We start from the raw sequence: 22,441 nt of genomic DNA, 5'->3' as shown, positions 1-22,441 counted from the left end.
CACTAAACCTGCGTGGGCGGGCTGCGGGAGTTGGCGGCGTCGTTCGTGGTGCCCGGCCCCGCCGGGGTGGCCATCCGGGATCGGCTGCGGGTGAGCGAGTCGGATGCGGTCGTGCTGCGTGAGGTCGGGATGTTCCTGGGTTCGCTGGCCGCGGGTGATCTCGCGGAACGCTCCCGGCAGGGCCTGGCGCACGACGCCGCCTCGTGGGCGGTGCGCAAGCGGGAACTGACGGGCAAGTCGTCGGCGCGCTGGGCGGGCAGCATCACCAAGGCCACCCACGACCAGTGGGCACTGGCGAGGCGCGGCCAGGCCGCCCACCTTGCCTGGCTGCGCGGGCAGATCGCCGCCATCGAGGCGCGGCTGGCCCGCCCGCTGGGCGCCAAGGCGGACAAGCGGGAGGGCCTGGCGCGCGGGTATGCCTCCCGTGCCGAGTGGCATGCCAAGTGCCGCCGCAAGCATGCCCTCGAGGACCGGCTGGCGGTGGTGGAGGCGGACTGGGCGGCGGGCCGGGTGCACGTGGTGCGCGGCGGCAAACACCTCGCCCACACCCGCCACCACCTGCAGGCTGCCGGGCTGAGCGAACAGGTGTGGCGGGCACGCTGGCAGGCAGCGCGGATGTTCCTGGCCGCCGACGGGGAGTCCGGCAAACGGTTCGGCAACGAAACGATCCGCGTCACCGACACCGGACAGCTCTCCCTCAAGCTCCCCGCCCCGCTGGCCCACCGGGCCAACGCCCCGCATGGCCGGTACATCCTCGACGCGACCGTACGCTTCCAGCACCGGGGTGCGGAGTGGCGCGACCGGATCACCACGAACCGGGCGGTGGCCTACCGCATCCACCACGACGTTCTCCGCGACCGTTGGTATGTGACCGCGTCCTGGCAGCGCGCCGCCGCCCCGGTCCTGCCGCTTGAGGCGGCGCTGGCCCGGGGGGTGGTGGGGGTGGACATGAACGACGACCATCTCGCTGCCTGGTACCTGGATGTGCACGGCAACCCGGTGGGTGAGCCGCGGCGCTTCTTCTATGACCTCTCGGGCAGCGCGGAACACCGGGACGCGCAGATCCGGCACGCGCTGACCCGGCTGCTGCACCACACCCAACGGTGCGGGGCCGCCGCGATCGCCCTCGAGGACCTCGACTTCACCGACGGCACCAGCCGGGAGAAGCACGGCCGCAACAAACGCTTCCGCCGCCTGCTCTCCCGCTTCCCCACCGCGAAACTCAAGGCCCGGCTGATCTCCATGGCCGCCGAGCAGAACATCGCCGTCGTCGCGGTGGACCCGGCGTATACCAGCCGGTGGGGTGCTCAGCACTGGCAGAAACCGCTGACCACCACGACGCGCAAGGTTTCCCGGCACGATGCGGCGAGCATCGCGGTCGGGCGACGCGCCCTCGGGCATCCGATCAGGCGACGGACGGCACCGCCCCCGCAGCACCAGAGCGATGTTGCGGGGCATCGGACCGTCCAGGCCCGACCGGAGACCCGACGGCGTGAGGAACCCCGCCCCCACCTGCCCGGACCGCGCACTAGATGCGCGCCGCCCGGCGGTGGAGCGAAAGCGGGGAACCAGCGTGCCCAACACCGTTCGGGACGCGCGGCTGAGCATGAGTCCTGGCACCAGGACTCACTCCCGCTCAGTCTTTAGGAACGGTCTCCACATCTGGTCTCCCAGGCTCCTGGGTTGCGACCCTTCCTGTCGTCGTGCGCCTGCCGACAATGCCGCGTACTGAGAACGCAGTACGCGGCCACCTGCTCGTAGTCCTGGATGACGAGGAAGCCGCGGCGCTACGTACGTCCGACAGGCGTCGCGGCAGGCATCGCGGCCGACGGCAGCCCCAGCTACATGTCGCATTTTCGCCAGCCACCGCCATGACCATGGCCGATGCTGGAAGGCATGCAGAACGGGACGCACAACGAGACGTACAGCGGGACGCTGCACGCCATGCACACCGACACCGAGCGCTGTGTCCGCGCCGTCCAGTCGAAGGACGCACGATTCGACGGCTGGTTCTACACGGCGGTGCTGACGACCCGGATCTACTGCCGGCCCAGCTGCCCGGTCGTGCCGCCGAAGCCGGAGAACATGACGTTCTACCCGAGCGCGGCGGCCTGCCAGCAGGCCGGGTTCCGGGCCTGCAAGCGGTGCCGCCCCGACACCACCCCGGGCTCGCCCGAATGGAACCAGCGCGCCGACGTGGTCGCCCGCGCGATGCGGCTGATCGGCGACGGAGTCGTGGACCGCGAGGGCGTCCCCGGACTCGCGACGCGGCTCGGCTACAGCACGCGGCAGATCGAACGCCAGCTCCTCGCCGAACTCGGCGCCGGACCGCTCGCCCTGGCCCGCGCCCAACGCGCCCAGACCGCCCGCATCCTCATCGAGACGACCCCGGTCCCGATGGCCGACATCGCCTTCGCGGCGGGCTTCTCCTCCATCCGCACCTTCAACGACACGGTCCGCGAGGTCTTCGCCCTCTCCCCGAGCGAACTACGCGCCCGGGCACCCAAGAACCGTGCCAACTCACCAGGTACGCCAGGGGTGTTGGCGCTACGACTCCCCTTCCGGTCCCCGCTCAACCCCGACAACCTCTTCGGCCACCTCGCCGCCACCGCCGTACCCGGCGTCGAGGAATGGCGCGACGGCGCCTACCGCCGCACCCTGCGCCTGCCGTACGGCCACGGCGTCGTCGCACTCACCCCGAAGTCCGACCACATCGGCTGCCGGCTCAGCCTCAGCGACATGCGCGACCTGACCGTCGCCATCAGCCGCTGCCGCCGCATGCTGGACCTCGACGCCGACCCGGTCGCGGTCGACGACCAGTTGCGTACGGATCCCCTGCTCGCCCCGCTCGTCGACAAGGCGCCGGGCCGCCGGGTGCCGCGTACCGTCGACGAGGCCGAGTTCGCGATCCGCGCCGTACTCGGCCAGCAGGTGTCCACGGCCGCCGCCCGCACGCACGCCGCACGCCTGGTCACGGCACACGGCGAGACGGTCGACGACCCCGAAGGCGGCCTCACCCACCTGTTCCCCTCCGCCCAGGCACTGGCCGAGCTCGACCCCGCCGCACTCGCGATGCCGGCCGGCCGGCGCACCACCCTCACCACGCTCGTACGCCAACTCGCCGACGGATCCCTCCACTTGGGCGTCGAGAGCGACTGGGAGGAGACCCGCGCCCGGCTGCTCGCCCTGCCCGGCTTCGGGCCGTGGACCGTCGACGTCATCGCGATGCGCGCCCTCGGCGACCCCGACGCCTTCCTGCCCACCGACCTCGGAGTCCGGTACGCCGCCCGGGAGTTGGGCCTGCCGTCCACGCCCGCCGCGCTCACGGCCCGCGCCGCGGCCTGGCGGCCCTGGCGGGCGTACGCCGTCCAGTACCTCTGGGCGACCGGCGACCACCCGATCAACTTCCTTCCCGTATAAGCCAGTACGGATGTCCGTGCCCGCGGTCAGCCCGTACAAGTCACCAAAGGACCTTCAGTGAAACAGCACACCGTGATCGACAGCCCCTACGGCCCCCTCACCCTCGTAGCCACCGACGGCGCCCTGTCCGGCCTCTACATGACCGACCAGCGCCACCGCCCACCGGAGGAGACCTTCGGCACACCCGACGACACGCCCTTCGGCGAGACGATCGACCAGCTGAAGGCCTATTTCGCGGGCGAGCTGAAGGAGTTCGACCTGCCCCTGCGCCTCGACGGCACACCGTTCCAGCGCACGGTCTGGGACCAACTCCGCCGCATCCCCTACGGCGAGACCCGCTCGTACGGCGAACTCGCCGACGCCATCGGCAACCCGAAGGCCTCCCGCGCGGTAGGCCTCGCCAACGGCAGGAACCCACTCGGCATCATCGTCCCCTGCCACCGAGTGGTCGGCGCGAACGGAAGCCTCACGGGCTACGGCGGCGGCCTGGACCGCAAGAAGCGCCTGCTGGACTTCGAACGGGGTACGGCCCTCTTCTAACCAGCGATCTTGCCAAGCAGCTCCGGCAGCGCCGTCCCGATCGGCTCCCGTACGACCTCATCGGCCTGGTCGTCGTACGGGGTCGGTTCGGCGTTGACGATGATCAGCCGCGCCCCGTGGTCGGCGGCGAGGCCGGCGAGTCCCGCCGCGGGCTGCACCTGGAGGCTGGTTCCGACGGCGATGAACACCTGGCAGGCCTTGGTGATGGCGATCGCCTCGCCGAGGACAGCGGGGTCGAGCCGCTCGCCGAACATCACCGTCGCCGACTTCAGAATTCCGCCGCACTCCAGGCACGGCGGATCCTCCTCGCCCGCCGCGACCCGCGCGAGGGCGTCCTCCATGGGCGCCTTCGCCTGACAGCCCGTACACACCACGGCCCGTGCGGTCCCGTGCAGTTCGAGTACCTTCCGGGCGGGCATCCCGGCCAGCTGATGCAGCCCGTCCACGTTTTGCGTGATCACCCGCACCGGTACCCCGGCCCGCTCAAGACCGGCCACCGCCCGGTGCGCGGCGTTCGGCTCGGCCTGGAGCGTGCGGTTCCTGCGCCGCATCTGCCACGACCGGCGCCGGATCTCTGGGGCGCCCATGTAGTACTCGTACGTCACGAGCTTCTGGGCCTCCGGATCCCGCTGCCACAGCCCGTTCGGGCCGCGGTAGTCGGGGATGCCGGAGTCGGTGCTGATACCGGCCCCGCTGAGAATCGCGACGAGAGGTTTGTCCATGAGGCGAGCGTAAGCAGCCCTGTCCGAGCGGAGCCAACGGATTTCGCCGTGGCGCTGTCAGGGAGTCGGCACGCCGTACGTCCGGTCGTAATGGTGGGCCACCAGGTGCCCGGCGCCGTCGCAGGCGAGCTGCCAGTCGTGGACGCCGGTCTCCAGGCCGTCAGTGAAGTTCCACAGGAGCTTGCCCCGGGCGGCGTCGATCGCGTAGAAGCCGTTGCCGTTGCGGAAGGCCGGGACGTAGACCTCCCGGGGGCCCGCGACGATCGGGTGCTCGGTGTTGAGGCGCGGAGTCCGGCAGAACCAGCGCTTGGAGCCGTTCGCCGCGTTGAAGGCGTACACCCCGGAGGGGTCCGTGCCGGTGGCGTAGACCGTGTTGCCGGCGACGCCGAGGGAGGCGAACTGGCCGCGTTCGGCGCGCACATTCCAGCGGGTCCGGCCGGTGGCGAGGTGCAGTGCCATAAGTTCGCGCCCGACGGCGAAGACCGTTCGGTCAAGGACCGCCAGACCCGGCCGGAGGTCGTAGCCGACCGGATGCCTCCACCGGACACGGCTGTCGGCGGCGCCGGTGTCCCGGGCCGTCACATTGCGAAACCCGTCGGCATAGATGAAGTTGCCGGGGAAGACGACCGGTTCCAGCGGGATGCCGACGTCCTCGGGGCTGATGGGCGTGATGAGGGTCCGGCCCGCCTCGAGGTCGATGCCGAAGACCGTGTCCGTGGACGTCGCGACCCCCTGCTCGTCGGACCGTCGCTGGAACCGCAGACCGAAGACGACGACATCGCGTTCACTGACCTTGCCGGACAGCGTGTCGAACCGGAATTCCGCTCCGAAGTCGTACGTGAAACGCTCCGTGCCCTTGTCCGGGTCTACACCGATCACCGTCGAGCCCTCGCCCAGCGCGACCGCGGCGCCGAGGACCTGAACGACCGGGGTGGGCGACTGGCTGATGCCCCGGTAGACCCACTTGGGCCGCGTTCCGTCCTTGAGATCGAGGCAGACCATGTTCCCCGGGCGGGTCTTCACCAGCGCCGTACCGTCCCGGAACACCGGCGGTGCTTGAAGCAGCGGATCGCTGCGATACGTCCAGAGCGGACGCGGAGCCGGCCCGAGCGGTTCCGCGGCCTGCTGCTGCCCGTCCGCCTTGTTTCCCCGGGTGATCAGCAGGGCGGTGCTGACGACGGCGGCCGTGGCGCCCGTCGACGCGGCGAGAATCGCGCGCCGGGAGAGACCACGCCGTGCAGGGGCTTGGCGATGCGAGGGGGAGGCGGCGGGTTCCGGATCCCGGGGCCGGGGTATGCCGGGTGCCTCCGACACGTGGCCGGAGTCGTAGGAGGGGAGAGGAGTCGGCGTCGCCGGGGTGGAAGTCCCGCCATACCGGTCGTACGCGCGCGGCGCCGGGCTGTTGCCGACGGCGGAGACCGCGATCCGCTCGCGCGAGTGGTTGCGCGACCGGGTGCGCGCTGGGGTGTCGAGCGCACTCAGAGCCGCCGTACGCCGGGCGATCGACGACGCCACCGGCGCGGGCAGCCAGCCGCGCTCCAGCGTCTGCTCCACTCCGCCGGGCGCGCAGGCCGCGTACAGCCGGTCCGGACCGATCCGAAGATGCGGATCCTTGGCGAGACACAGGCTGATGATCTCGTCCAGCGGTTTGGGTACGCCCGTCAGGTCGGGCGCGTTGTGCACCACCTGGTAGAGCAGCGTGGCCGCCGCGGAGCCGCTGAACGGCGCGTGTCCGGAGGCTGCGTACGTGAGAACCGAGCCGAGGGAGAAGACGTCCGCCGACGGCCCTATCGGAGCGCCCGTCGCCTGCTCGGGGCACATGTACTCGAGGGATCCGAAGAACACTCCGGAGTGGGTGAGGTCGTAGCCGTCGCTGGCCCGGACGATGCCGAAGTCGATGACGCGCGGACCGTCGGCGGCGAGCAGCACGTTGGACGGTTTGAGGTCGCGGTGCACCAGGCCCGCCGAGTGCACGTCGAGCAGTGCCTCCGCGGCGCAGGCTCCCAGCGCCAGTACCGACGGCACCGGTAGCGGCCCGTGCTCGGCGACCGCCTCTTCCAGGGTCGGACCGGGAATGTAGGGGGTGGCCAGCCAGGGCGTGGCCGCATCCGGATCGGCGTCCACCAAGGGCACCGTGTATCTGCCGCTGACCGCCTGCGCGGCGGCCACCTCACGACGGAAGCGGATACGGAAGGTTCGGTCCGCGAGCTTCTCGGGCCGGATGACCTTGACCGCAACCGCTTGCCCGTGCGAGGAGGTGGCCAGATAGACCTGTCCCATGCCTCCCGCGCCGAGCCGCGCCTGAAGTTGGTAGGGACCAAGCTCCTCGGGATCGTCTGGGCCCAGTGGTTCCATGACCTCAGCTGCCTGTTCTCGGGGCATGCGCAGGGGTGCCCCAGCTCCGGGACGAGGTGTGCGGAAGCGAATCGCCCGCACACTTGAAAGTTAGAATAGGGGCCGGAGTGACAACTGGGGACCATTTTCAGGAAGTTGTTGGCCAGGAACGGTCAGCACCCGTCGGTCAGGCCACCCGATGGCCGTTCTCCAGCTCGGCAGTCCCCGATCCATCCGCGAGGGCGTCGAGGGCGGCCAGTGCCCGCCGCCCCGTGGCGCTCGGCAGGTACTCGCCGACTTCATCGCGCGCTACGAGACGCCAGGACAGCAGTTCCTCCTCCTGGAGCCGGATCGCCTTGAACTGGTCCTCGCGCAGCACGCCGCCGTCGTACAGATACGCCACGATCGGCGGGCGCCCGGGCCCCGGTACCCAGTCCACCGCGAGCAGCCGGCCGATCTCCAGGTCCAGTCCGATCTCCTCCGCCGTCTCCCGGCGGGCGCCCTGCCGCGGAGTCTCCCCGTCGTCGGACTCGACGGTCCCGCCGGGCAGCGCCCACCCCTCGCGGTAGTTGGGCTCGACGAGCAGCACACGGCCCTCGGTGTCGCGGATGAGGGCGGCGGCACCGGCGAGGACACGGGGGAGACCGGCGATGTACGTGGCGTAGTCAGGAGGAAGGGTCATTGAGGCAGCGTAACGAGGCGTTCACGCACCCAGGTCCGCCAACCGCACCGTCCGCTCAGCCAGTTCACTGATCCGTACGCCGTCGAAGCCGAACACCGCGCTGCGGACCTTGTCTTCCAAGGGATCTGTCCACTGCGGGGGGATCGCGGCGGCGCCGCCCAGCACACCCGCGACCGAGCCCGCGGTCGCGCCGTTCGAGTCCGTGTCGAGGCCGCCTCGGACGGTGAGCGCGATCGTCCGCGTGAAGTCGCCGTCCCCGTACAGGAGTCCGGCGGTCAGCACCGCCGCGTTCGGGATGGTGTGGATCCAGCCGAGCCCGGACGTCTCCTCGGCGAGGGTGCTGAGCGTGTCCTCCCAGGACAGCCGGGACTCGTGGAGCGAGAGCACGCGGCGCACGGTGCGGGACAGCCGGCTGCTCGCCGGGATCACCGTCAGCGCGGTGTCCAGGGCGGACCGTACGGTCGGCGCGGTGAACGCGGCGGCCACCAGCGCCGCCGCCCACATCGCCCCGTACACGCCGTTGGAGCTGTGCGACAGGACGGCGTCCCGGCGGGCGAGGGAGGCCGCGCGGCGGGGGTCGCCCGGGCTCGTCCAGCCGTAGATGTCGGCGCGGATGAGGGCGCCGATCCACTCCTGGTACGGGTTGTCGTGCGTCGCCGTCAGCGGCGGTTTCAGTCCGTCCGCGAGGTTGCGGTACGCGGCGCGCTCCGCCGTGAACGTCTGCAGATACGGCAGCCGCAGCAGCCACAGCTCGCCGACCTGCTCCGTGCTGAAGCCGAAGCCGTACGTCTCCAGGAGATCCAGGCCGAGGATCGCGTAGTCCACGTCGTCGTCCCGGCAACTGCCGTGGATCCGGCCGCGTACGCACTCACGCCACTCGGGACGCAGCTCCAGCTCGACGCCCGGCTCGACGGGCTCGGGCAGATAGTCGGTGAGCGGCAGGGCATCGGCCTGCCGCAGATAGCGGTCGATGCGGTCCCGCGTCCAGTGGTCGCCCTGCTCGACCGGTTTGCCGAGCATGTTGCCCGCGATCCGGCCCAGCCAGCCCCCGAGAACGCGGTCCGCGACGTCAACACCGGAAGAGGTCATACGTCCGGTCTACCGAATTCCCGCCCGTCCTGCCTGGTTTTGTGCCGATCCCGTCCCCGCACCACATGAGAGTCTCGTCGGGTTTTATTCGTATTGCGGTTTGGGAGTCTTATGCGTTCCGCGCGTTCCGTTCAGTCCATGCGTTCCATGCAGCCGACGAGCCGTACGACCGTCCTGGCGGTCGCCGCCGCCGTCGCCGCCCTGGCCGCCACCGCGGCGGCGCCCGCCCACGCCGCGCCCGGCGATCCGCTGGTCACGACCGGCGACGTCGGCAACGTCCGGATGGGCAGCAACGACACCCTGGAGGACGTGCTGGAGCACATCACCATCGCGCCCGGCAGCAAGGGGGCACTGACGCACCAGATGTACGACTCCCCGGGCGCCGCGACGGCCGAGTGACCGTTGTTCACGCAGGCGCTGTCCGGGGTGCGGGATTCCGCCTGGGCAGCGCCGCCTGAGCCGGTTAGGGTCACAGCGGCGCGACTGCCTTGACAGGTCAAGGCCCGGAGAGCAAGGGGAGTACAGGTGGCGGACTCGGCAGTGAACCGGACCCGGGGGCGTACCCAGCGGGTGCTCATCGCCGCGGACAAGTTCAAGGGCTCGCTCACGGCCGTGGAGGTCGCGCAGCGGGTGACGGCCGGGCTGCACCGGGTCGCGCCGCGCGTCGAGGTCGAGGCACTGCCGGTGGCCGACGGCGGCGACGGCACGGTCGACGCCGCGGTCGCGGCCGGGTTCGAGCGGCGTGAAGTACGGGTCGCCGGACCGCTCGGCGACGAGGTCACCGCCGCGTACGCGCTGCGCGGCGGCACGGCGGTGGTGGAGATGGCCGAGGCCAGCGGCCTGCAGCGGCTGCCACTCGGCGTCCTCGCCCCGCTCACGGCGTCCACGTACGGGTCTGGAGAGCTGCTGCGGGCCGCCCTGGACGCCGGCGCACGCACCATCGTCTTCGGCGTGGGCGGCAGCGCCACGACGGACGGCGGCGCGGGGATGCTGGCCGCACTCGGCGCCCGCCTCCTGGACAAGGACGGCGAGCCGCTGCCTCCCGGCGGCGGACCCCTGCGGGAGCTCGCCACGGCGGACCTGTCCGGCCTCGATCCCCGTCTCGCCTCGGTCGACGTCGTCCTCGCGAGCGACGTGGACAATCCCCTGACCGGGCCGAAGGGGGCGCCCGCGGTGTACGGCCCGCAGAAGGGGGCCTCTCCGGATGACGTTGCGGCCCTGGACGCCTCCCTCACGCACTTCGCCGCGGTTCTGGAGAAGGCGATCGGGGACAGGGCCGCGGAGTACGCCGTCGCGCCCGGTGCGGGGGCCGCCGGTGGTATCGGCTACGGCGCTCTCGTCGGCCTCGGCGCGAGCTTCCGGCCCGGCATCGAGGTCATGCTCGACGTCCTCGGCTTCGCCACCGCCCTGGAACGGGCCACGCTCGTCATCACCGGCGAGGGCTCCCTGGACGAGCAGACCCTCCACGGCAAGGCTCCCGCCGGAGTCGCCGCGGTCGCCCGCGCCGCCAACAAGGAGGTCATCGCGGTCTGCGGCCGCCTGGCCCTGCCTCCAGAGTCCCTAGGCCGAGCGGGCATCCGCCGCGCGTACGCCCTGACGGACGTGGAGCCCGACGTGGCGCGCTGCATCGCGGAGGCAGGCCCGCTCCTGGAGGACGTGGCGGAACGGATCGCACGGGACTTCCTGGTCTGAAGCGTCAGCGCTCCGCTGGTCAGGCAGTTCGAAGCTGCGGCTCCGTTGTGGCTGGTCGCACCCACGATGTGGAGCCGCACGTCCGCTTCGGTGCCCCGGAAGAACGGGTGTGGGCCCGAGCCACATGGCCCGGGCCCACCCGTCTGTCCGTTTTGCCTGCCGCCTAAGGCAACTGCGCAGCCCGCGCCTCACGCCGGTTGTCGCGGAAGTTGTTCACCCTCCGCGCCGTGGCGAAGAGGGGGATCACCGCGCCCGTGACCAGCTGGAGGGCGCAGCCCGTCTGCAGGAGGAGCTGGCCGCCGGGGGCGTCGAAGGCCCAGGACGTCAGCAGGCCCATGCTGAGGACGATCCAGGAGAGCATCGCCACCGCGAGGCGCCCCCGCGGCTTCGGGTACTCGACGCGGCTCACCATCAGCCAGGCCGTGCCCAGGATCGCCATGAGCGTGGCGACGAAGGGCAGCTCAAGGAGCACGATGGACACCACGGTCAGCGCGCCGAACGGGGACGGCATGCCCTGGAACGTGCCGTCCTTCACCGTCACGCACGAGAATCTGGCGAGCCGCAGGACGACCGCCAGCAGGACCACGATGGCCCCCACCGCCGCCACTCGCTGCTGGGCGTCGTCCGCGACCATGCCGTAGACGAGGACGAAGTACGCGGGTGCCAGACCGAAGCTGATCAGGTCCGAGAGGTTGTCGAGCTCCGCGCCCATGGGGGAGGAGCGCAGCTTGCGGGCCACCAGTCCGTCGAAGAGGTCGAAGACCGCCGCGCACAGCATCAGGATCACGGCCGTGGCCGCGCTGTTCCGGGCCATACCCGATTCCTGGCTGCCCGTGAGGTGCGGGATCAGGATGCCGGTGGTGGTGAAGTACACGGCCATGAAGCCGCAGGTGGCGTTACCGAGGGTGAGGGTGTCCGCTATTGAGAGGCGGAGAGAGAGGGGCATCTCCTCCTCTTCGTCCACCTCATCAGCCTCGGGCACCCAGCCGGTGCCGGCCTGAGCCTCTGGATCAATCACGGTCAATGCGAGTCACCCCAGCCACCGTCTTCTGACCGACCTCCACCGCGACCTCGACGCCCTCGGGGAGGTAGATGTCGACGCGCGAGCCGAAGCGGATCAGACCGATGCGGTCCCCCTGCTCGACCTTGGTGCCCTGCGGAACGTACGGGACGATGCGTCGCGCGACCGCACCGGCGATCTGGATCATCTCGATGTCGCCGAGCTCGGTGTCGAAGTGCCAGACGACGCGCTCGTTGTTCTCGCTCTCCTTGTTGAACGCCGGAACGAAGCCGCCGGGGATGTGCTCGACCGACGTGACCGTGCCGGAGAGCGGGGCGCGGTTCACATGGACGTTCAGCGGGCTCATGAAGATGGCGACGCGGGTGCGGCCGTCCTTCCACGGCATGATGCTCTGCACCACTCCGTCGGCGGGCGAGATGACCCGGCCCGGGGTGATCTCGCGCTCGGGGTCGCGGAAGAACCACAGCATGCCCGCCGCGAGCGCGGTGGCGGGTACGGCCACGGCCTTGGCGGCGCCGGACTTGCGCGCGCGTACCAGGCTGAGGGCTGCGGTGGCGACGGTCGGGAGGAGCCACGGCGATGCTCCGCGCGCGAGGCGTGCGCCGACCAGGCTGTCGCGAGGTGCAGAGTTTGGGCTGTGGGGCATGGATGACCTTCGTAGCGGATGATGCCGCGCTGCAGGAGGGGGACGGCGGCTTCCTGGGATCGTACCGGTCGCGGGCCACAACTGGGCAAGCCAGGAAGCCGAGTCAACGGCCGAAGAGTGTTGACGGGGTGTGATGTTCACCTCGAGCAAAACACCCCAATCGGCACGTCTAACCCTGGAATCGATACTCTTCGAGCAGCCGGCGCCCGATGATCATTTTCTGGATCTCGGCCGTACCTTCGCCGATCAGCAGCATCGGAGCCTCACGGTAGAGGCGCTCGATCTCGTACTCCTTCGAGAAGCCGTAGCCGCCATGGATCCGGAACGCGTCCTCCACGACTTCCTTGCAGTATTCGGAGGCGAGGTACTTCGCCATCCCTGCCTCGAGGTCGTTTCGCTCCCCTGAGTCCTTTTTGCGAGCTGCGTTCACCATCATCGCATGCGCGGCCTCGACCTTGGTGGCCATCTCGGCCAGCTTGAACTGAATCGCCTGGTGCTGGGCGATCGCCTTGCCGAAAGTGTGACGTTGCTGGGCATACGAGACGCCGAGCTCGAACGCACGCTGAGCGACACCACAGCCACGCGCCGCCACATTGACGCGGCCGACCTCGACCCCGTCCATCATTTGGTAAAAGCCGCGGCCGGTGACTCCGCCGAGCACGCGATTGGCCGGAATGCGCAGGCCATCCATGATCAGCTCGGTGGTGTCGACACCCTTGTAGCCCATCTTGTCGATCTTCCCGGGGATGGTGAGGCCGGGCCGGACCTCACCGAAGCCGGGCTCCTTCTCGACCAGGAAGGTCGTCATCGACTTGTGGGGCGCGGTGCCCTCCGGGTGTCCTTCGTCACTTTTCACGAGGACGGCCACGAGCGTCGACGTGCCGCCGTTCGTCAGCCACATCTTCTGGCCGTTCAGGACGTACTCCTCGCCGTCCTTGACCGCCTTCGACGTGATCGCCGACACGTCCGAGCCGAGCGCCGGCTCCGACATGGAGAACGCGCCGCGGATCTCGCCCGCCGCCATCCGCGGCAGGAAGTACTCCTTCTGCTCCTCGGTGCCGTGCTGCTTGAGCATGTACGCCACGATGAAGTGGGTGTTGATGATGCCGGAGACCGACATCCAGCCGCGCGCGATCTCCTCCACGCACAGCGCGTAGGTGAGGAGCGACTCACCCAGGCCCCCGTACTCCTCGGGAATCATCAGCCCGAAGAGGCCCAACTCCTTGAGGCCGTCGACGATCTGCTGCGGGTACTCGTCGCGGTGCTCCAGCTCGGTCGCGACCGGGATGATCTCCTTGTCCACGAAGTCCCGGACGGTGGACAGGATCTCCTGCTGAATGTCGGTCAGACCGGCGGTCTGGGCGAGTCGCGCCATGGCTACTTCTCCTGCTCCTTGAGCTGGGGCCGGCCGGGCTGCTCGCCGCCGCGCTCCTTGATGTACGTCTCGGTGGGGACCATCACCTTGCGGCGGAACACGCAGACCAGCGTGCCGTCCTGCTTGTAGCCCTTGGTCTCGACGTAAACGATTCCGCGGTCGTTCTTCGACTTGGAGGGCGTCTTGTCGAGGACGGTCGTCTCGCCGTAGATCGTGTCGCCGTGGAAGGTCGGCGCGACGTGGCGCAGCGACTCGATCTCCAGGTTCGCGATCGCCTTGCCGGACACGTCGGGGACCGACATGCCGAGCAGGAGCGAGTAAATGTAGTTCCCTACGACGACGTTCTTCCCGAAGTCCGTCGTGTTCTCCGCATAGTTGGTGTCCATGTGGAGGGGGTGGTGATTCATCGTCAGGAGACAGAAGAGGTGGTCGTCGTACTCCGTGACCGTCTTTCCGGGCCAGTGCTTGTAGACGTCCCCGACGGTGAACTCTTCGTAGGTGCGGCCGAACTGCATGGTGTCTTACGCCTCCGGGGCCTCGAACTTGGACGTGCGGGTCATGCCGGCCGCCCGGCCCTTGCCCGAGATCACGAGCGCCATCTTGCGGCTGGCCTCGTCGATCATCTCGTCACCGATCATCGCGGAGCCCTTCTTGCCGCCCGCCTCGGACGTGTAGTACTCGTACGCGTCCAGGATCAGCTCGGCGTGGTCGAAGTCCTCCTGGGACGGCGAGAAGATCTCGTTGGACGCCTCGACCTGGCCCGGGTGCAGCACCCACTTGCCGTCGAAGCCGAGCGCGGCGGCTCGCTGCGCGACCTCGCGGTAGCCGTCGACGTTGCGGATCTGCAGGTAAGGGCCGTCGATCGCCTGGAGGTTGTTGGCGCGGGCGGCCATCAGGATCTTCATCAGGATGTAGTGGTAGGCGTCCGCCGGGTAGCCGGGCGGCTGCTCGCCCACGACCAGCGACTTCATGTTGATCGATGCCATGAAGTCGGCCGGGCCGAAGATGATCGTCTCGACGCGCGGGGACGCCTGGGCGATCTCGTTGACGTTGTTGAGACCCTGGGCGTTCTCGATCTGCGCCTCAATGCCGATCTTGCCGACCTCGAAGCCCATCGTCTTCTCGATCTGGGTGAGGAGGAGGTCCAGGGCCACCACCTGCTGGGCGTCCTGGACCTTCGGCAGCATGATGCAGTCAAGGTTCGGGCCCGCACCCTCGACCACCGTCACGACATCGCGGTACGTCCACTCCGTCGTCCAGTCGTTGACGCGCACGACCCGCGTCTTGCCCGTCCAGTCGCCTTCGTTGAGGAACTTGACGATGGTGTGCCGCGCCTCGGGCTTGGCGAGCGGCGCGCACGCGTCCTCCAGGTCCAGGAAGACCTGGTCCGCGGGGAGGCCCTGTGCCTTCTCCAGGAAGCGGGGGTTGCTTCCCGGCACGGCGAGGCAGGAGCGCCGCGGACGCAGACGGTTGACGGGGCTGGTCATGCGGGGACCTCCAGGGGGTCGAGCTTGTTCGCGGTCCGGATCTCGTCGACGATGCGGCCGATGATTCCGGTGATGTCGAAGTCCTTCGGGGTGAAGACCGCGGCCACTCCGGCGGCACGCAGCTGATCGGCGTCTCCGTTCGGGATGATGCCACCCGCGATCACCGGGATGTCTGTGGCTCCTGCCACACGCAGCCGCTCCAGCACGTCCGGTACGAGCTGCGCGTGCGAGCCGGACAGGATGGACAGGCCGACCGCGTGCACGTCCTCCGCGAGGGCCGCGTCCACGATCTCCTCGGGCGTGAGCCGGATGCCCTGGTAGACCACCTCGAAGCCGGCGTCCCGGGCCCGTACGGCGATCTGCTCGGCGCCGTTGGAATGCCCGTCCAGGCCCGGCTTGCCCACGAGGAAGCGCAGCTTGCCGACGCCCAGGTCACGGGCGGTCACATCGACCCTGCGGCGCACCTCGGCGAGCGCGGTGCCCTCCTGCCCGGCGACCGCGACGGGCGCGGACGAGACGCCGGTCGGCGCCCGGAACTCGCCGAACACCTCCCGCAGGGCGCCCGCCCACTCGCCGGTGGTGGCCCCCGCACGGGCGCACTCCAGCGTGGCCTCCATCAGGTTGCCGGTCCCGGCCGCCGTCTCCTTGAGCCGCTCCAGCGCCGTTCCCGCGCGCGCTTGATCGCGTGCGTCACGCCACTCACCCAGGGCCCGTACGACCCGCTCCTCGACCGTCGGGTCGGCCGTGTGGATCGCCGTGTCCAGGTCGGCCGTCAGCGGGTTCGGCTCGGTCGTCTCGAAGATGTTGACGCCGATGATCTTCTCTTGACCGGACTCGATACGGGCCCTGCGCTCGGCATGCGAGGCGACGAGCTGGGACTTCAGGTAGCCCGACTCGACGGCCGTCATCGCGCCGCCCAGCTCCTGAATATGGTCGATCTCGGCGAGCGATTCCTCGACGAGCTTGGCGACCTTCGCCTCGATGACGTGCGAGCCCTCGAAGATGTCCTCGTACTCGAGCAGGTCGCTCTCGTACGCGAGCACCTGCTGCATGCGTAGCGACCACTGCTGGTCCCACGGGCGGGGGAGGCCCAAGGCCTCGTTCCAGGCGGGGAGTTGCACGGCACGCGCGCGTGCGTCCTTCGAGAGGGTCACGGCCAGCATCTCGAACACGATCCGCTGGACGTTGTTCTCCGGCTGGGCCTCGGTCAGACCGAGGGAGTTGACCTGGACGCCGTACCGGAAGCGGCGCTGCTTGGGGTTCTCGATGCCGTACCGCTCGCGCGTGATCTGGTCCCAGATCCGCCCGAACGCTCGCATCTTGCACATCTCCTCGATGAAGCGGACGCCCGCGTTCACGAAGAAGGAGATGCGCGCGACGACGTCGCCCATGCGCTCCCGCGGCACCTGGCCCGAGTCACGGACGGCGTCGAGGACCGCGATCGCCGTCGACATCGCGTACGCGATCTCCTGGACCGGGGTGGCTCCGGCTTCCTGGAGGTGGTAGCTGCAGATGTTGATCGGGTTCCACTTGGGGATGCGGGACACCGTGTACGCGATCATGTCCGTCGTCAGACGCAGCGAAGGCACCGGCGGGAACACATGCGTGCCCCGCGACAGGTACTCCTTCACGATGTCGTTCTGCGTCGTCCCCTGAAGCTTGGTGATGTCCGAGCCCTGATCCTCGGCGACGACCTGGTAGAGCGCCAGCAGCCACATGGCCGTGGCGTTGATCGTCATCGAGGTGTTCATCTGCTCCAGGGGGATGTCCTGGAGCAGCCGGCGCATGTCACCGACGTGCGAGACGGGGACCCCGACCCGGCCGACCTCGCCGCGGGCGAGGATGTGGTCGGGGTCGTAGCCGGTCTGCGTCGGCAGGTCGAAGGCGACGGACAGACCGGTCTGGCCCTTGGCCAGGTTGCGCCGGTACAGCTCGTTGGACGCCTCGGCTGTGGAGTGACCGGCGTACGTCCGCATGAGCCAAGGCCGGTCCCGTTCTTTGGGCGCCTGCGGCGCGCCCTGTGCCGCAGGCGCGGTCTTGCGCGGCTCTGTCATGTCACACGTTCCGGAAGCGGTTGATGGCGTCGATGTGCTTGGCGCGCTTCTCCTCGTCGCGCACGCCCAGGCCCTCGCGGGGCGCCAGGGCCAGCACGCCCACCTTGCCCTGGTGGAGGTTGCGGTGCACGTCGTATGCGGCCTGCCCGGTCTCCTCCAGCGCGTACACCTTGGAGAGCGTCGGGTGGATCTTGCCCTTCGCGATGAGCCGGTTGGCCTCCCAGGCCTCGCGGTAGTTGGCGAAGTGCGAGCCGATGATGCGCTTCAGGGACATCCACAGGTAGCGGTTGTCGTACTCGTGGTTGTAGCCCGAGGTCGAGGCACAGGTGACGATCGTGCCGCCCTTGCGCGTGACGTACACGCTTGCGCCGAAGGTCTCGCGGCCCGGGTGCTCGAAGACGATGTCGACGTCCTCGCCGCCGGTGAGCTCCCGGATGCGCTTGCCGAAGCGCTTCCACTCGCGCGGGTCCTGGTGGTGCTCGTCCTTCCAGAACTTGTAGTCCTCGGCGGTGCGGTCGATGATCGCCTCGGCGCCCATCGAGCGGCAGATCTCCGCCTTCTGGGGCGAGGACACGACACAGATGGGGTTGGCGCCGCCCGCGAGCGCGAACTGCGTGGCGTACGAGCCGAGTCCACCGCTCGCGCCCCAGATGAGGACGTTGTCGCCCTGCTTCATGTCGGCGCCGTTGCGGGACACCAGCTGCCGGTACGCGGTCGAGTTCACGAGCCCCGGAGCGGCGGCCTCCTCCCAGCTGAGGTGGTCCGGCTTGGGCATCAGCTGGTTGGACTTGACGAGGGCGATCTCGGCGAGACCGCCGAAGTTGGTCTCGAAGCCCCAGATGCGCTGCTCGGGGTCGAGCATCGTGTCGTTGTGGCCGTCGGACGACTCCAGTTCGACCGACAGGCAGTGCGCGACGACCTCGTCACCGGGGTTCCAGGCGTTCACGCCCGGACCAGTGCGCAGGACGACGCCCGCGAGGTCGGAGCCGATGATGTGGTACGGCAGGTCATGGCGCTTGGTGAGCTCGCTGAGCCGGCCGTAGCGCTCCAGGAACCCGAAGGTCGACAGCGGCTCGAAGATCGAGGTCCACACCGAGTTGTAGTTGACCGAGGAGGCCATCACGGCCACCAGGGCCTCGCCCGGGCCGAGTTCGGGCACCGGCACGTCGTCCAGGTGGATCGACTTGCGGGGGTCCTTGTCGCGGGTGGTGAGGTCCGCGAACATCTCCGTTTCGTCCTTGTGCACGGTGATCGCGCGGTACGACTCGGGGAGCGGCAGGGCGGCGAAGTCGGCGGACGTGGCGGTCTGCGACTGAATCGCGTCCAGGATTTCCTTCACGGTGTTGCCTCCGGCGAAGCGAGCGCTCGGGCGAGCGCTTGAGGGTTACGTCGGGGTGGTTGCTGCTTTTGTGAGGCGTGCCGTCGGTTCGGCGAAGGTGGTGCTGGCAGCGCTTTGTGGCGCGGAAGGTTGCCTGTGACGCAGGCGTCGGGCGCGCAAACCCGGGGAGGTTTGCGGGGACAGCCGACGTACGAAAGAGCTCTGCACGCCGGCCGCCCGACTTACTCCAACGTATGGCACGGCGTGTCACCGTGCAAGGCACGCAGTGCCAAGAATTTCCCTCATTTGAAATTGGGCGTTAACAAATGAGCGATGATCGATCAGTTTGGATTGCTCGCTGTCGCCGAGCGTGTGGGCTTCGTTGAGCGTGCGGACGACGGTCGCGCGCTTACGACCATTGAGTGCTTACGACCGTTGAGTGCTTACGATCGTTGAGTGCTTACGACCGTTCCCGAAGCGCTTGCTCGATCGTCTTCATGACCTCGTCGAGCGGGGCGTCCGTCCTGGCCACCGTGACCAGCACCTCGCCCTGCGAGGCGACCGAGGCCGCGCCCGGGCGGGGCCCGCTGTCACGCCCCGCCCCGATCCCCGAGCCGAAGGTCTTCCGGACTATGGCGAACGCGTGGTCCAGCTGCGCCTCGACGTCGCCCTGTCCGCCGGCCCGCAGCCAGCGCCGCAGTACGTGGTTGTGCGCCGTGACGACGGCCGAGGCGGCGACCTCCGCGAGCAGCGGATCGTCGTTCGCGTCGTCGTCGTGCGCGTGCTCGTCGAAGTGCCCCAGCAGATAGCGCGTGAACAGCCGCTCGTACCGCGCCACGGACGCGATCTCCGCCTCCCGCAGCGTCGGCACCTCACGCGTGAGCTTGTACCGCGACACCGAGATCTCCGGCCGGGCCGCGTACATCTTCATGACTTCCTTGATGCCGCGGCACACGGTGTCGAGCGGATGCTCGTGCGCCGGAGCGGCATTCAGTACCGCCTCAGCCCGGATCAGCGTGTCGTCGTGATCGGGAAAGATCGCCTCTTCCTTGGAACGGAAGTGCCGGAAGAAGGTGCGCCGGGCGACCCCGGCCGCCGCGGCGATCTCGTCGACGGTCGTCGCCTCGTAGCCCTTGGTCGCGAACAGTTCCATCGCCGCGGCCGCCAACTCCCGGCGCATCTTGAGCCGTTGGGCGGCGGCACGGTTGCCCGCGGCACTCTCCGGAGCGTCGGGCGTGGCTGGTGTACGGGAGGACTTGACCGGCTGGGACATGCCCCGAACGTACTGCATTCGTGGAGCGGGGCGCTCAAGATCCCCTCTCCCCCCGCCCTCGGCGGGGGGAGAGGAGCCGGCCCGGTCGAGCAGTCCGCCCCAGTCCGCGCGGTCCGTGAACCAGTCGCCGGGCCGCCGCTCAGCGTCGCGCATATTCGCGGAAGCCGCGGCCGGTCTTGCGGCCGAGGCAGCCCGCGGCCACCAGGTGCTCGAGCAGCGACGCCGGGGCGAGACCCGGGTCGCGGAACTCGCGGTGCAGCACCTTTTCAATGGCCAGCGAGACATCGAGGCCGACCACGTCGAGGAGCTCGAAGGGCCCCATCGGGTAGCCGCCGCCGAGCTTCATCGCCGCGTCGATGTCGTCGAGCGAGGCGTAGTGCTCCTGGACCATCTTGATCGCGTTGTTCAGGTACGGGAACAGCAGCGCGTTCACGATGAAGCCCGCGCGGTCGCCGCAGTCCACCGGGTGCTTCCTGATCTTCGTGCACAGTTCGCGGACCGTGGCGTGCACATCGTCCGCCGTCAGAACGGTCCGCACGACCTCGACCAGCTTCATCGCCGGGGCCGGGTTGAAGAAGTGCATGCCGATCACGTCCTGCGGGCGCGAGGTGGCACGGGCGCAGGCGACGACGGGCAGCGAGGAGGTCGTGGTGGCCAGGATCGCGCCCGGCTTGCAGACCTTGTCGAACACGGCGAACAACTGCTGCTTGATCTCCAGGTCCTCGGCGACCGCCTCCAGCGCCAGATCGACCTCGGCGAAGGCGTCGTACGAACCCGCCGGAGTGATGCGCTCCAGCGTCTCGGCGGCGGCCTCGGCGGTCATCCGTCCCTTGTCGACAGAGCGCGAAAGCGACTTGCCGATACGGGACTTCGCGGACTGCGCCTTCTCCTCGCTGCGCGCGGCGAGCACGACCTCGTACCCGGCCTTCGCGAAGACCTCGGCGATCCCGGACGCCATGGTGCCGGAACCCGCGACGCCGACCGAGCGGACGGAGCGGCCAGGGGCCTCGGGGCCCGAGGCGAGCGGCGTCAGCGCGTCCCGCACGACGGTCCCGCTGCCCGGAGCCTCGTACGTGTAGAAGCCGCGGCCCGACTTGCGGCCGGTCAGGCCCGCCTCGCTGAGCTGCCTGAGGATCGGCGCGGGTGCGTGCAGCCGGTCGTGCGAGGCGGCGTACATGGCCTCCAGGACCGTACGCGCGGTGTCGACGCCGATCAGGTCGAGCAGTTCCAGCGGGCCCATGGGCAGTCCGCAGCCCAGCTTCATCGCGGCATCGATGTCCTCGCGGCTCGCGTACTTCGCCTCGTACATCGCGGCCGCCTGGTTCAGGTAGCCGAACAGCAGCCCGTCCGCGACGAAACCGGGACGGTCGCCGACGGCGACGGGCTCCTTGCCCAGTTCGACGGCGAGATCCGTGACGGCGGCGACGGCAGCCGGCGAAGTCAGCACGGACGAGACGACCTCGACCAGCTTCATCGCGGGCGCCGGGTTGAAGAAATGCAGCCCGAGAACGCGCTCGGGACGGGCTGAGTCGGCGGCGAGCCGGGTGACCGAGAGGGCGTTGGTGCCGGTCGCCAGGACCGTCTCCGGGCGCACGATGCCGTCGAGCTCACGGAAGATCTGCCGCTTGATCTCGTACGACTCCGGGGCCACCTCGATCACCAGGTCGGCGTCGGCCGCCGCGCGCAGATCGGTGGAGGTGCGCAGGCGGCCGAGCACCTCCTCGCGCTCCTGCTCGCTGATCCGCTCGCGCTCAACGGCACGGGCGGTCGCGGCCTCCAGCGCGGTGTGGGCGCGGGCGGTGGCGGCCTCGCTGATGTCGATGCCGACGACCTCGCGGCCGGCCCGGGCGAGGACCTCGGCGATGCCGGTCCCCATCGTGCCGAGGCCGACCACGGCGACGGTCTTGATCTGGGACAGAGGGGTGTCGGACTGGGGAGAGGCCATCACGGGACTCCAGGGATGAGTGACGACTGAGGGACGCATCCGGATACGCCGACAGGCGCACACAGTGCGGGAGTTGTGCGGGTGTGGGGCCGGGCTGCGAAGCGCACACGCCCGGTGCCGTCCGCGGGCGAAACATGCAAGCCCGCGAGGCGGTGAAAGACCGACCGGCCCTGTCCCGGAGCCGAGTCGTACTGCGGTACTCGAAGTACCGAACCGACCGACACTCACGGCGGCTGCGTCACCAGGCCACCGCAAGCAGGTGTGCGAGTGGGTAACTCGCTCGATTGAGCTTAACTCGCGGGTAACGAGCGCGCCAGTGTGCGGAAGAGTCGAGGTTATGTGACGTACGTCGCGGATAGGCTCGCGCCATGGACGAAGAGTTGCGGTCGCTCACTGGGCGCTTACGGCGTGAGGTGGGGGCCGGGGAGGCATACGCGTACGAACGACTTGTCGCGACCGGTGATCTCGATGAGTTGGCCGGTGTGCTTACCGCGCCGCAGCAGCCGTTGTGGGCGCGGGAGTTGGCGGCGTTTCGGCTGGGGGTTGCGGGGGATAGGCGGGCCTTTGAGACGCTGGTGCTGCTGCTGAATCATCGGGATCCGCAGCGGTGTGCTTCCGCTGCGTATGCGCTTGCGCGGCTGGGGGATCCGCGTACCGCTCGGGCTGCGGCTGCTCTCGCCACCAATGAGTTGCGGGTTGCTTATGCGCTTCATCCGGTGCGGTTGTTGGTGGAGTTGCGGGCTCCTGAGGCTGTGCCTGCGCTCATCACCACGTTGGCGCGGCGGTTTCGCGCGCATGATCCGTATCGGCGGGTGGCGCTCGCTTGTGTGGAGGGGCTGGGGG

General features: G+C 69.5%; 19 protein-coding genes. 6 read left to right on the top strand and 13 right to left on the bottom strand.

What is annotated here, in order from left to right; genetic code table 11:
- The first annotated feature begins 12 nt into the window (after window positions 1–12).
- From G6048_RS35145 to G6048_RS35135, 3 genes are all read left to right on the top strand, one after another.
- On the top strand, window positions 13–1,647 hold the full coding sequence (locus G6048_RS35145; protein WP_328827896.1) for a transposase: 1,635 nt from the start codon (window positions 13–15) through the stop codon (window positions 1,645–1,647).
- A gap of 297 nt (window positions 1,648–1,944) precedes the next feature.
- Complete coding sequence (locus G6048_RS35140; protein WP_165343647.1) at window positions 1,945–3,420, top strand: AlkA N-terminal domain-containing protein; 1,476 nt, start codon at window positions 1,945–1,947, stop codon at window positions 3,418–3,420.
- Between the two features lie 57 nt (window positions 3,421–3,477).
- Window positions 3,478–3,960, top strand: a complete 483-nt coding sequence (locus tag G6048_RS35135) for a methylated-DNA--[protein]-cysteine S-methyltransferase (protein WP_165343645.1) — start codon at window positions 3,478–3,480, stop codon at window positions 3,958–3,960.
- Here G6048_RS35135 and G6048_RS35130 read toward each other — a convergent pair.
- The 4 genes from G6048_RS35130 to G6048_RS35115 form a co-directional block, all read right to left on the bottom strand.
- Window positions 3,957–4,682, bottom strand: coding sequence for an SIR2 family NAD-dependent protein deacylase (locus tag G6048_RS35130; protein ID WP_165343644.1), 726 nt, complete (start codon window positions 4,680–4,682; stop codon window positions 3,957–3,959). The genes G6048_RS35135 and G6048_RS35130 overlap by 4 nt on opposite strands.
- A 57-nt stretch (window positions 4,683–4,739) precedes the next feature.
- Window positions 4,740–7,037 (bottom strand): serine/threonine-protein kinase, encoded by a 2,298-nt coding sequence (locus tag G6048_RS35125; RefSeq protein WP_165343643.1) that lies wholly within the window; start codon window positions 7,035–7,037, stop codon window positions 4,740–4,742.
- A gap of 166 nt (window positions 7,038–7,203) precedes the next feature.
- Window positions 7,204–7,698, bottom strand: coding sequence for an NUDIX domain-containing protein (locus tag G6048_RS35120; protein WP_165343642.1), 495 nt, complete (start codon window positions 7,696–7,698; stop codon window positions 7,204–7,206).
- A gap of 21 nt (window positions 7,699–7,719) precedes the next feature.
- On the bottom strand, window positions 7,720–8,787 hold the full coding sequence (locus G6048_RS35115) for an ADP-ribosylglycohydrolase family protein (RefSeq protein ID WP_165343641.1): 1,068 nt from the start codon (window positions 8,785–8,787) through the stop codon (window positions 7,720–7,722).
- 138 nt (window positions 8,788–8,925) lie between these two features.
- Between G6048_RS35115 and G6048_RS35110 the strand changes: the two genes are divergently transcribed.
- Window positions 8,926–9,186: a hypothetical protein gene (locus G6048_RS35110; RefSeq protein WP_165343640.1), complete on the top strand. Its 261-nt coding sequence runs from the start codon at window positions 8,926–8,928 to the stop codon at window positions 9,184–9,186.
- 126 nt (window positions 9,187–9,312) lie between these two features.
- Window positions 9,313–10,479: a glycerate kinase gene (locus G6048_RS35105; RefSeq protein ID WP_165343639.1), complete on the top strand. Its 1,167-nt coding sequence runs from the start codon at window positions 9,313–9,315 to the stop codon at window positions 10,477–10,479.
- A gap of 163 nt (window positions 10,480–10,642) precedes the next feature.
- Here the strand turns inward: G6048_RS35105 and pssA are convergent, their stop codons facing one another.
- From pssA to G6048_RS35060, 9 genes are all read right to left on the bottom strand, one after another.
- Window positions 10,643–11,461: a CDP-diacylglycerol--serine O-phosphatidyltransferase gene (gene pssA, locus G6048_RS35100; protein WP_165343646.1), complete on the bottom strand. Its 819-nt coding sequence runs from the start codon at window positions 11,459–11,461 to the stop codon at window positions 10,643–10,645.
- Window positions 11,462–11,489: 28 nt separating this feature from the next.
- The gene (locus tag G6048_RS35095; RefSeq protein WP_165343638.1) at window positions 11,490–12,146 is read right to left on the bottom strand and encodes a phosphatidylserine decarboxylase; all 657 of its coding nucleotides are present in this window, start codon (window positions 12,144–12,146) and stop codon (window positions 11,490–11,492) included.
- Between the two features lie 169 nt (window positions 12,147–12,315).
- Window positions 12,316–13,521, bottom strand: coding sequence for an acyl-CoA dehydrogenase family protein (locus G6048_RS35090; protein ID WP_165343637.1), 1,206 nt, complete (start codon window positions 13,519–13,521; stop codon window positions 12,316–12,318).
- Window positions 13,522–13,523: 2 nt separating this feature from the next.
- Window positions 13,524–14,036 (bottom strand): MaoC family dehydratase, encoded by a 513-nt coding sequence (locus G6048_RS35085; protein ID WP_165343636.1) that lies wholly within the window; start codon window positions 14,034–14,036, stop codon window positions 13,524–13,526.
- Between the two features lie 6 nt (window positions 14,037–14,042).
- On the bottom strand, window positions 14,043–15,008 hold the full coding sequence (locus G6048_RS35080; RefSeq protein WP_165263486.1) for an HpcH/HpaI aldolase/citrate lyase family protein: 966 nt from the start codon (window positions 15,006–15,008) through the stop codon (window positions 14,043–14,045).
- Window positions 15,005–17,062, bottom strand: coding sequence for a protein meaA (locus G6048_RS35075; protein WP_165343635.1), 2,058 nt, complete (start codon window positions 17,060–17,062; stop codon window positions 15,005–15,007). The genes G6048_RS35080 and G6048_RS35075 overlap by 4 nt, the downstream gene beginning before the upstream one ends.
- 1 nt (window position 17,063) lies before the next feature.
- Entirely contained in the window at window positions 17,064–18,401 is a 1,338-nt protein-coding gene (gene ccrA / locus G6048_RS35070; RefSeq protein ID WP_165343634.1) for a crotonyl-CoA carboxylase/reductase, read from the bottom strand.
- A 439-nt stretch (window positions 18,402–18,840) separates the two neighbouring features.
- Entirely contained in the window at window positions 18,841–19,653 is an 813-nt protein-coding gene (locus tag G6048_RS35065) for a TetR family transcriptional regulator (RefSeq protein ID WP_206342504.1), read from the bottom strand.
- Window positions 19,654–19,792: 139 nt separating this feature from the next.
- Window positions 19,793–21,598, bottom strand: a complete 1,806-nt coding sequence (locus G6048_RS35060) for a 3-hydroxyacyl-CoA dehydrogenase family protein (protein ID WP_165343632.1) — start codon at window positions 21,596–21,598, stop codon at window positions 19,793–19,795.
- A gap of 368 nt (window positions 21,599–21,966) precedes the next feature.
- On the opposite strand from G6048_RS35060, the gene G6048_RS35055 reads away from it, so the two are divergent.
- Window positions 21,967–22,441 (top strand): HEAT repeat domain-containing protein (locus G6048_RS35055; protein WP_165343631.1); only part of this gene is annotated, 475 nt, incomplete at its 3' end.

This window comes from Streptomyces ureilyticus (assembly GCF_011045025.1).
Taxonomy (GTDB): Bacteria; Actinomycetota; Actinomycetes; order Streptomycetales; family Streptomycetaceae; genus Streptomyces; species Streptomyces ureilyticus.
The sequence above is the reverse complement of the archived record's forward strand: the minus strand, read 5'-3'. Positions and strand labels throughout refer to the sequence as shown.

What these genes read in the sequence shown, in the direction of transcription:
- G6048_RS35125 (WP_165343643.1), bottom strand. Translation starts at nt 7,037, where the DNA reads ATGGAACCACTGGGCCCAGACGATCCCGAGGAGCTTGGTCCCTACCAA.
- G6048_RS35060 (WP_165343632.1), bottom strand. Translation starts at nt 21,598, where the DNA reads ATGGCCTCTCCCCAGTCCGACACCCCTCTGTCCCAGATCAAGACCGTC.
- G6048_RS35130 (WP_165343644.1), bottom strand. Translation starts at nt 4,682, where the DNA reads ATGGACAAACCTCTCGTCGCGATTCTCAGCGGGGCCGGTATCAGCACC.
- G6048_RS35065 (WP_206342504.1), bottom strand. Translation starts at nt 19,653, where the DNA reads ATGTCCCAGCCGGTCAAGTCCTCCCGTACACCAGCCACGCCCGACGCT.
- G6048_RS35115 (WP_165343641.1), bottom strand. Translation starts at nt 8,787, where the DNA reads ATGACCTCTTCCGGTGTTGACGTCGCGGACCGCGTTCTCGGGGGCTGG.
- G6048_RS35075 (WP_165343635.1), bottom strand. Translation starts at nt 17,062, where the DNA reads ATGACAGAGCCGCGCAAGACCGCGCCTGCGGCACAGGGCGCGCCGCAG.
- G6048_RS35110 (WP_165343640.1), top strand. Translation starts at nt 8,926, where the DNA reads ATGCGTTCCATGCAGCCGACGAGCCGTACGACCGTCCTGGCGGTCGCC.
- G6048_RS35080 (WP_165263486.1), bottom strand. Translation starts at nt 15,008, where the DNA reads ATGACCAGCCCCGTCAACCGTCTGCGTCCGCGGCGCTCCTGCCTCGCC.
- G6048_RS35090 (WP_165343637.1), bottom strand. Translation starts at nt 13,521, where the DNA reads ATGGCGCGACTCGCCCAGACCGCCGGTCTGACCGACATTCAGCAGGAG.
- G6048_RS35095 (WP_165343638.1), bottom strand. Translation starts at nt 12,146, where the DNA reads ATGCCCCACAGCCCAAACTCTGCACCTCGCGACAGCCTGGTCGGCGCA.
- G6048_RS35140 (WP_165343647.1), top strand. Translation starts at nt 1,945, where the DNA reads ATGCACACCGACACCGAGCGCTGTGTCCGCGCCGTCCAGTCGAAGGAC.
- G6048_RS35085 (WP_165343636.1), bottom strand. Translation starts at nt 14,036, where the DNA reads ATGCAGTTCGGCCGCACCTACGAAGAGTTCACCGTCGGGGACGTCTAC.
- G6048_RS35120 (WP_165343642.1), bottom strand. Translation starts at nt 7,698, where the DNA reads ATGACCCTTCCTCCTGACTACGCCACGTACATCGCCGGTCTCCCCCGT.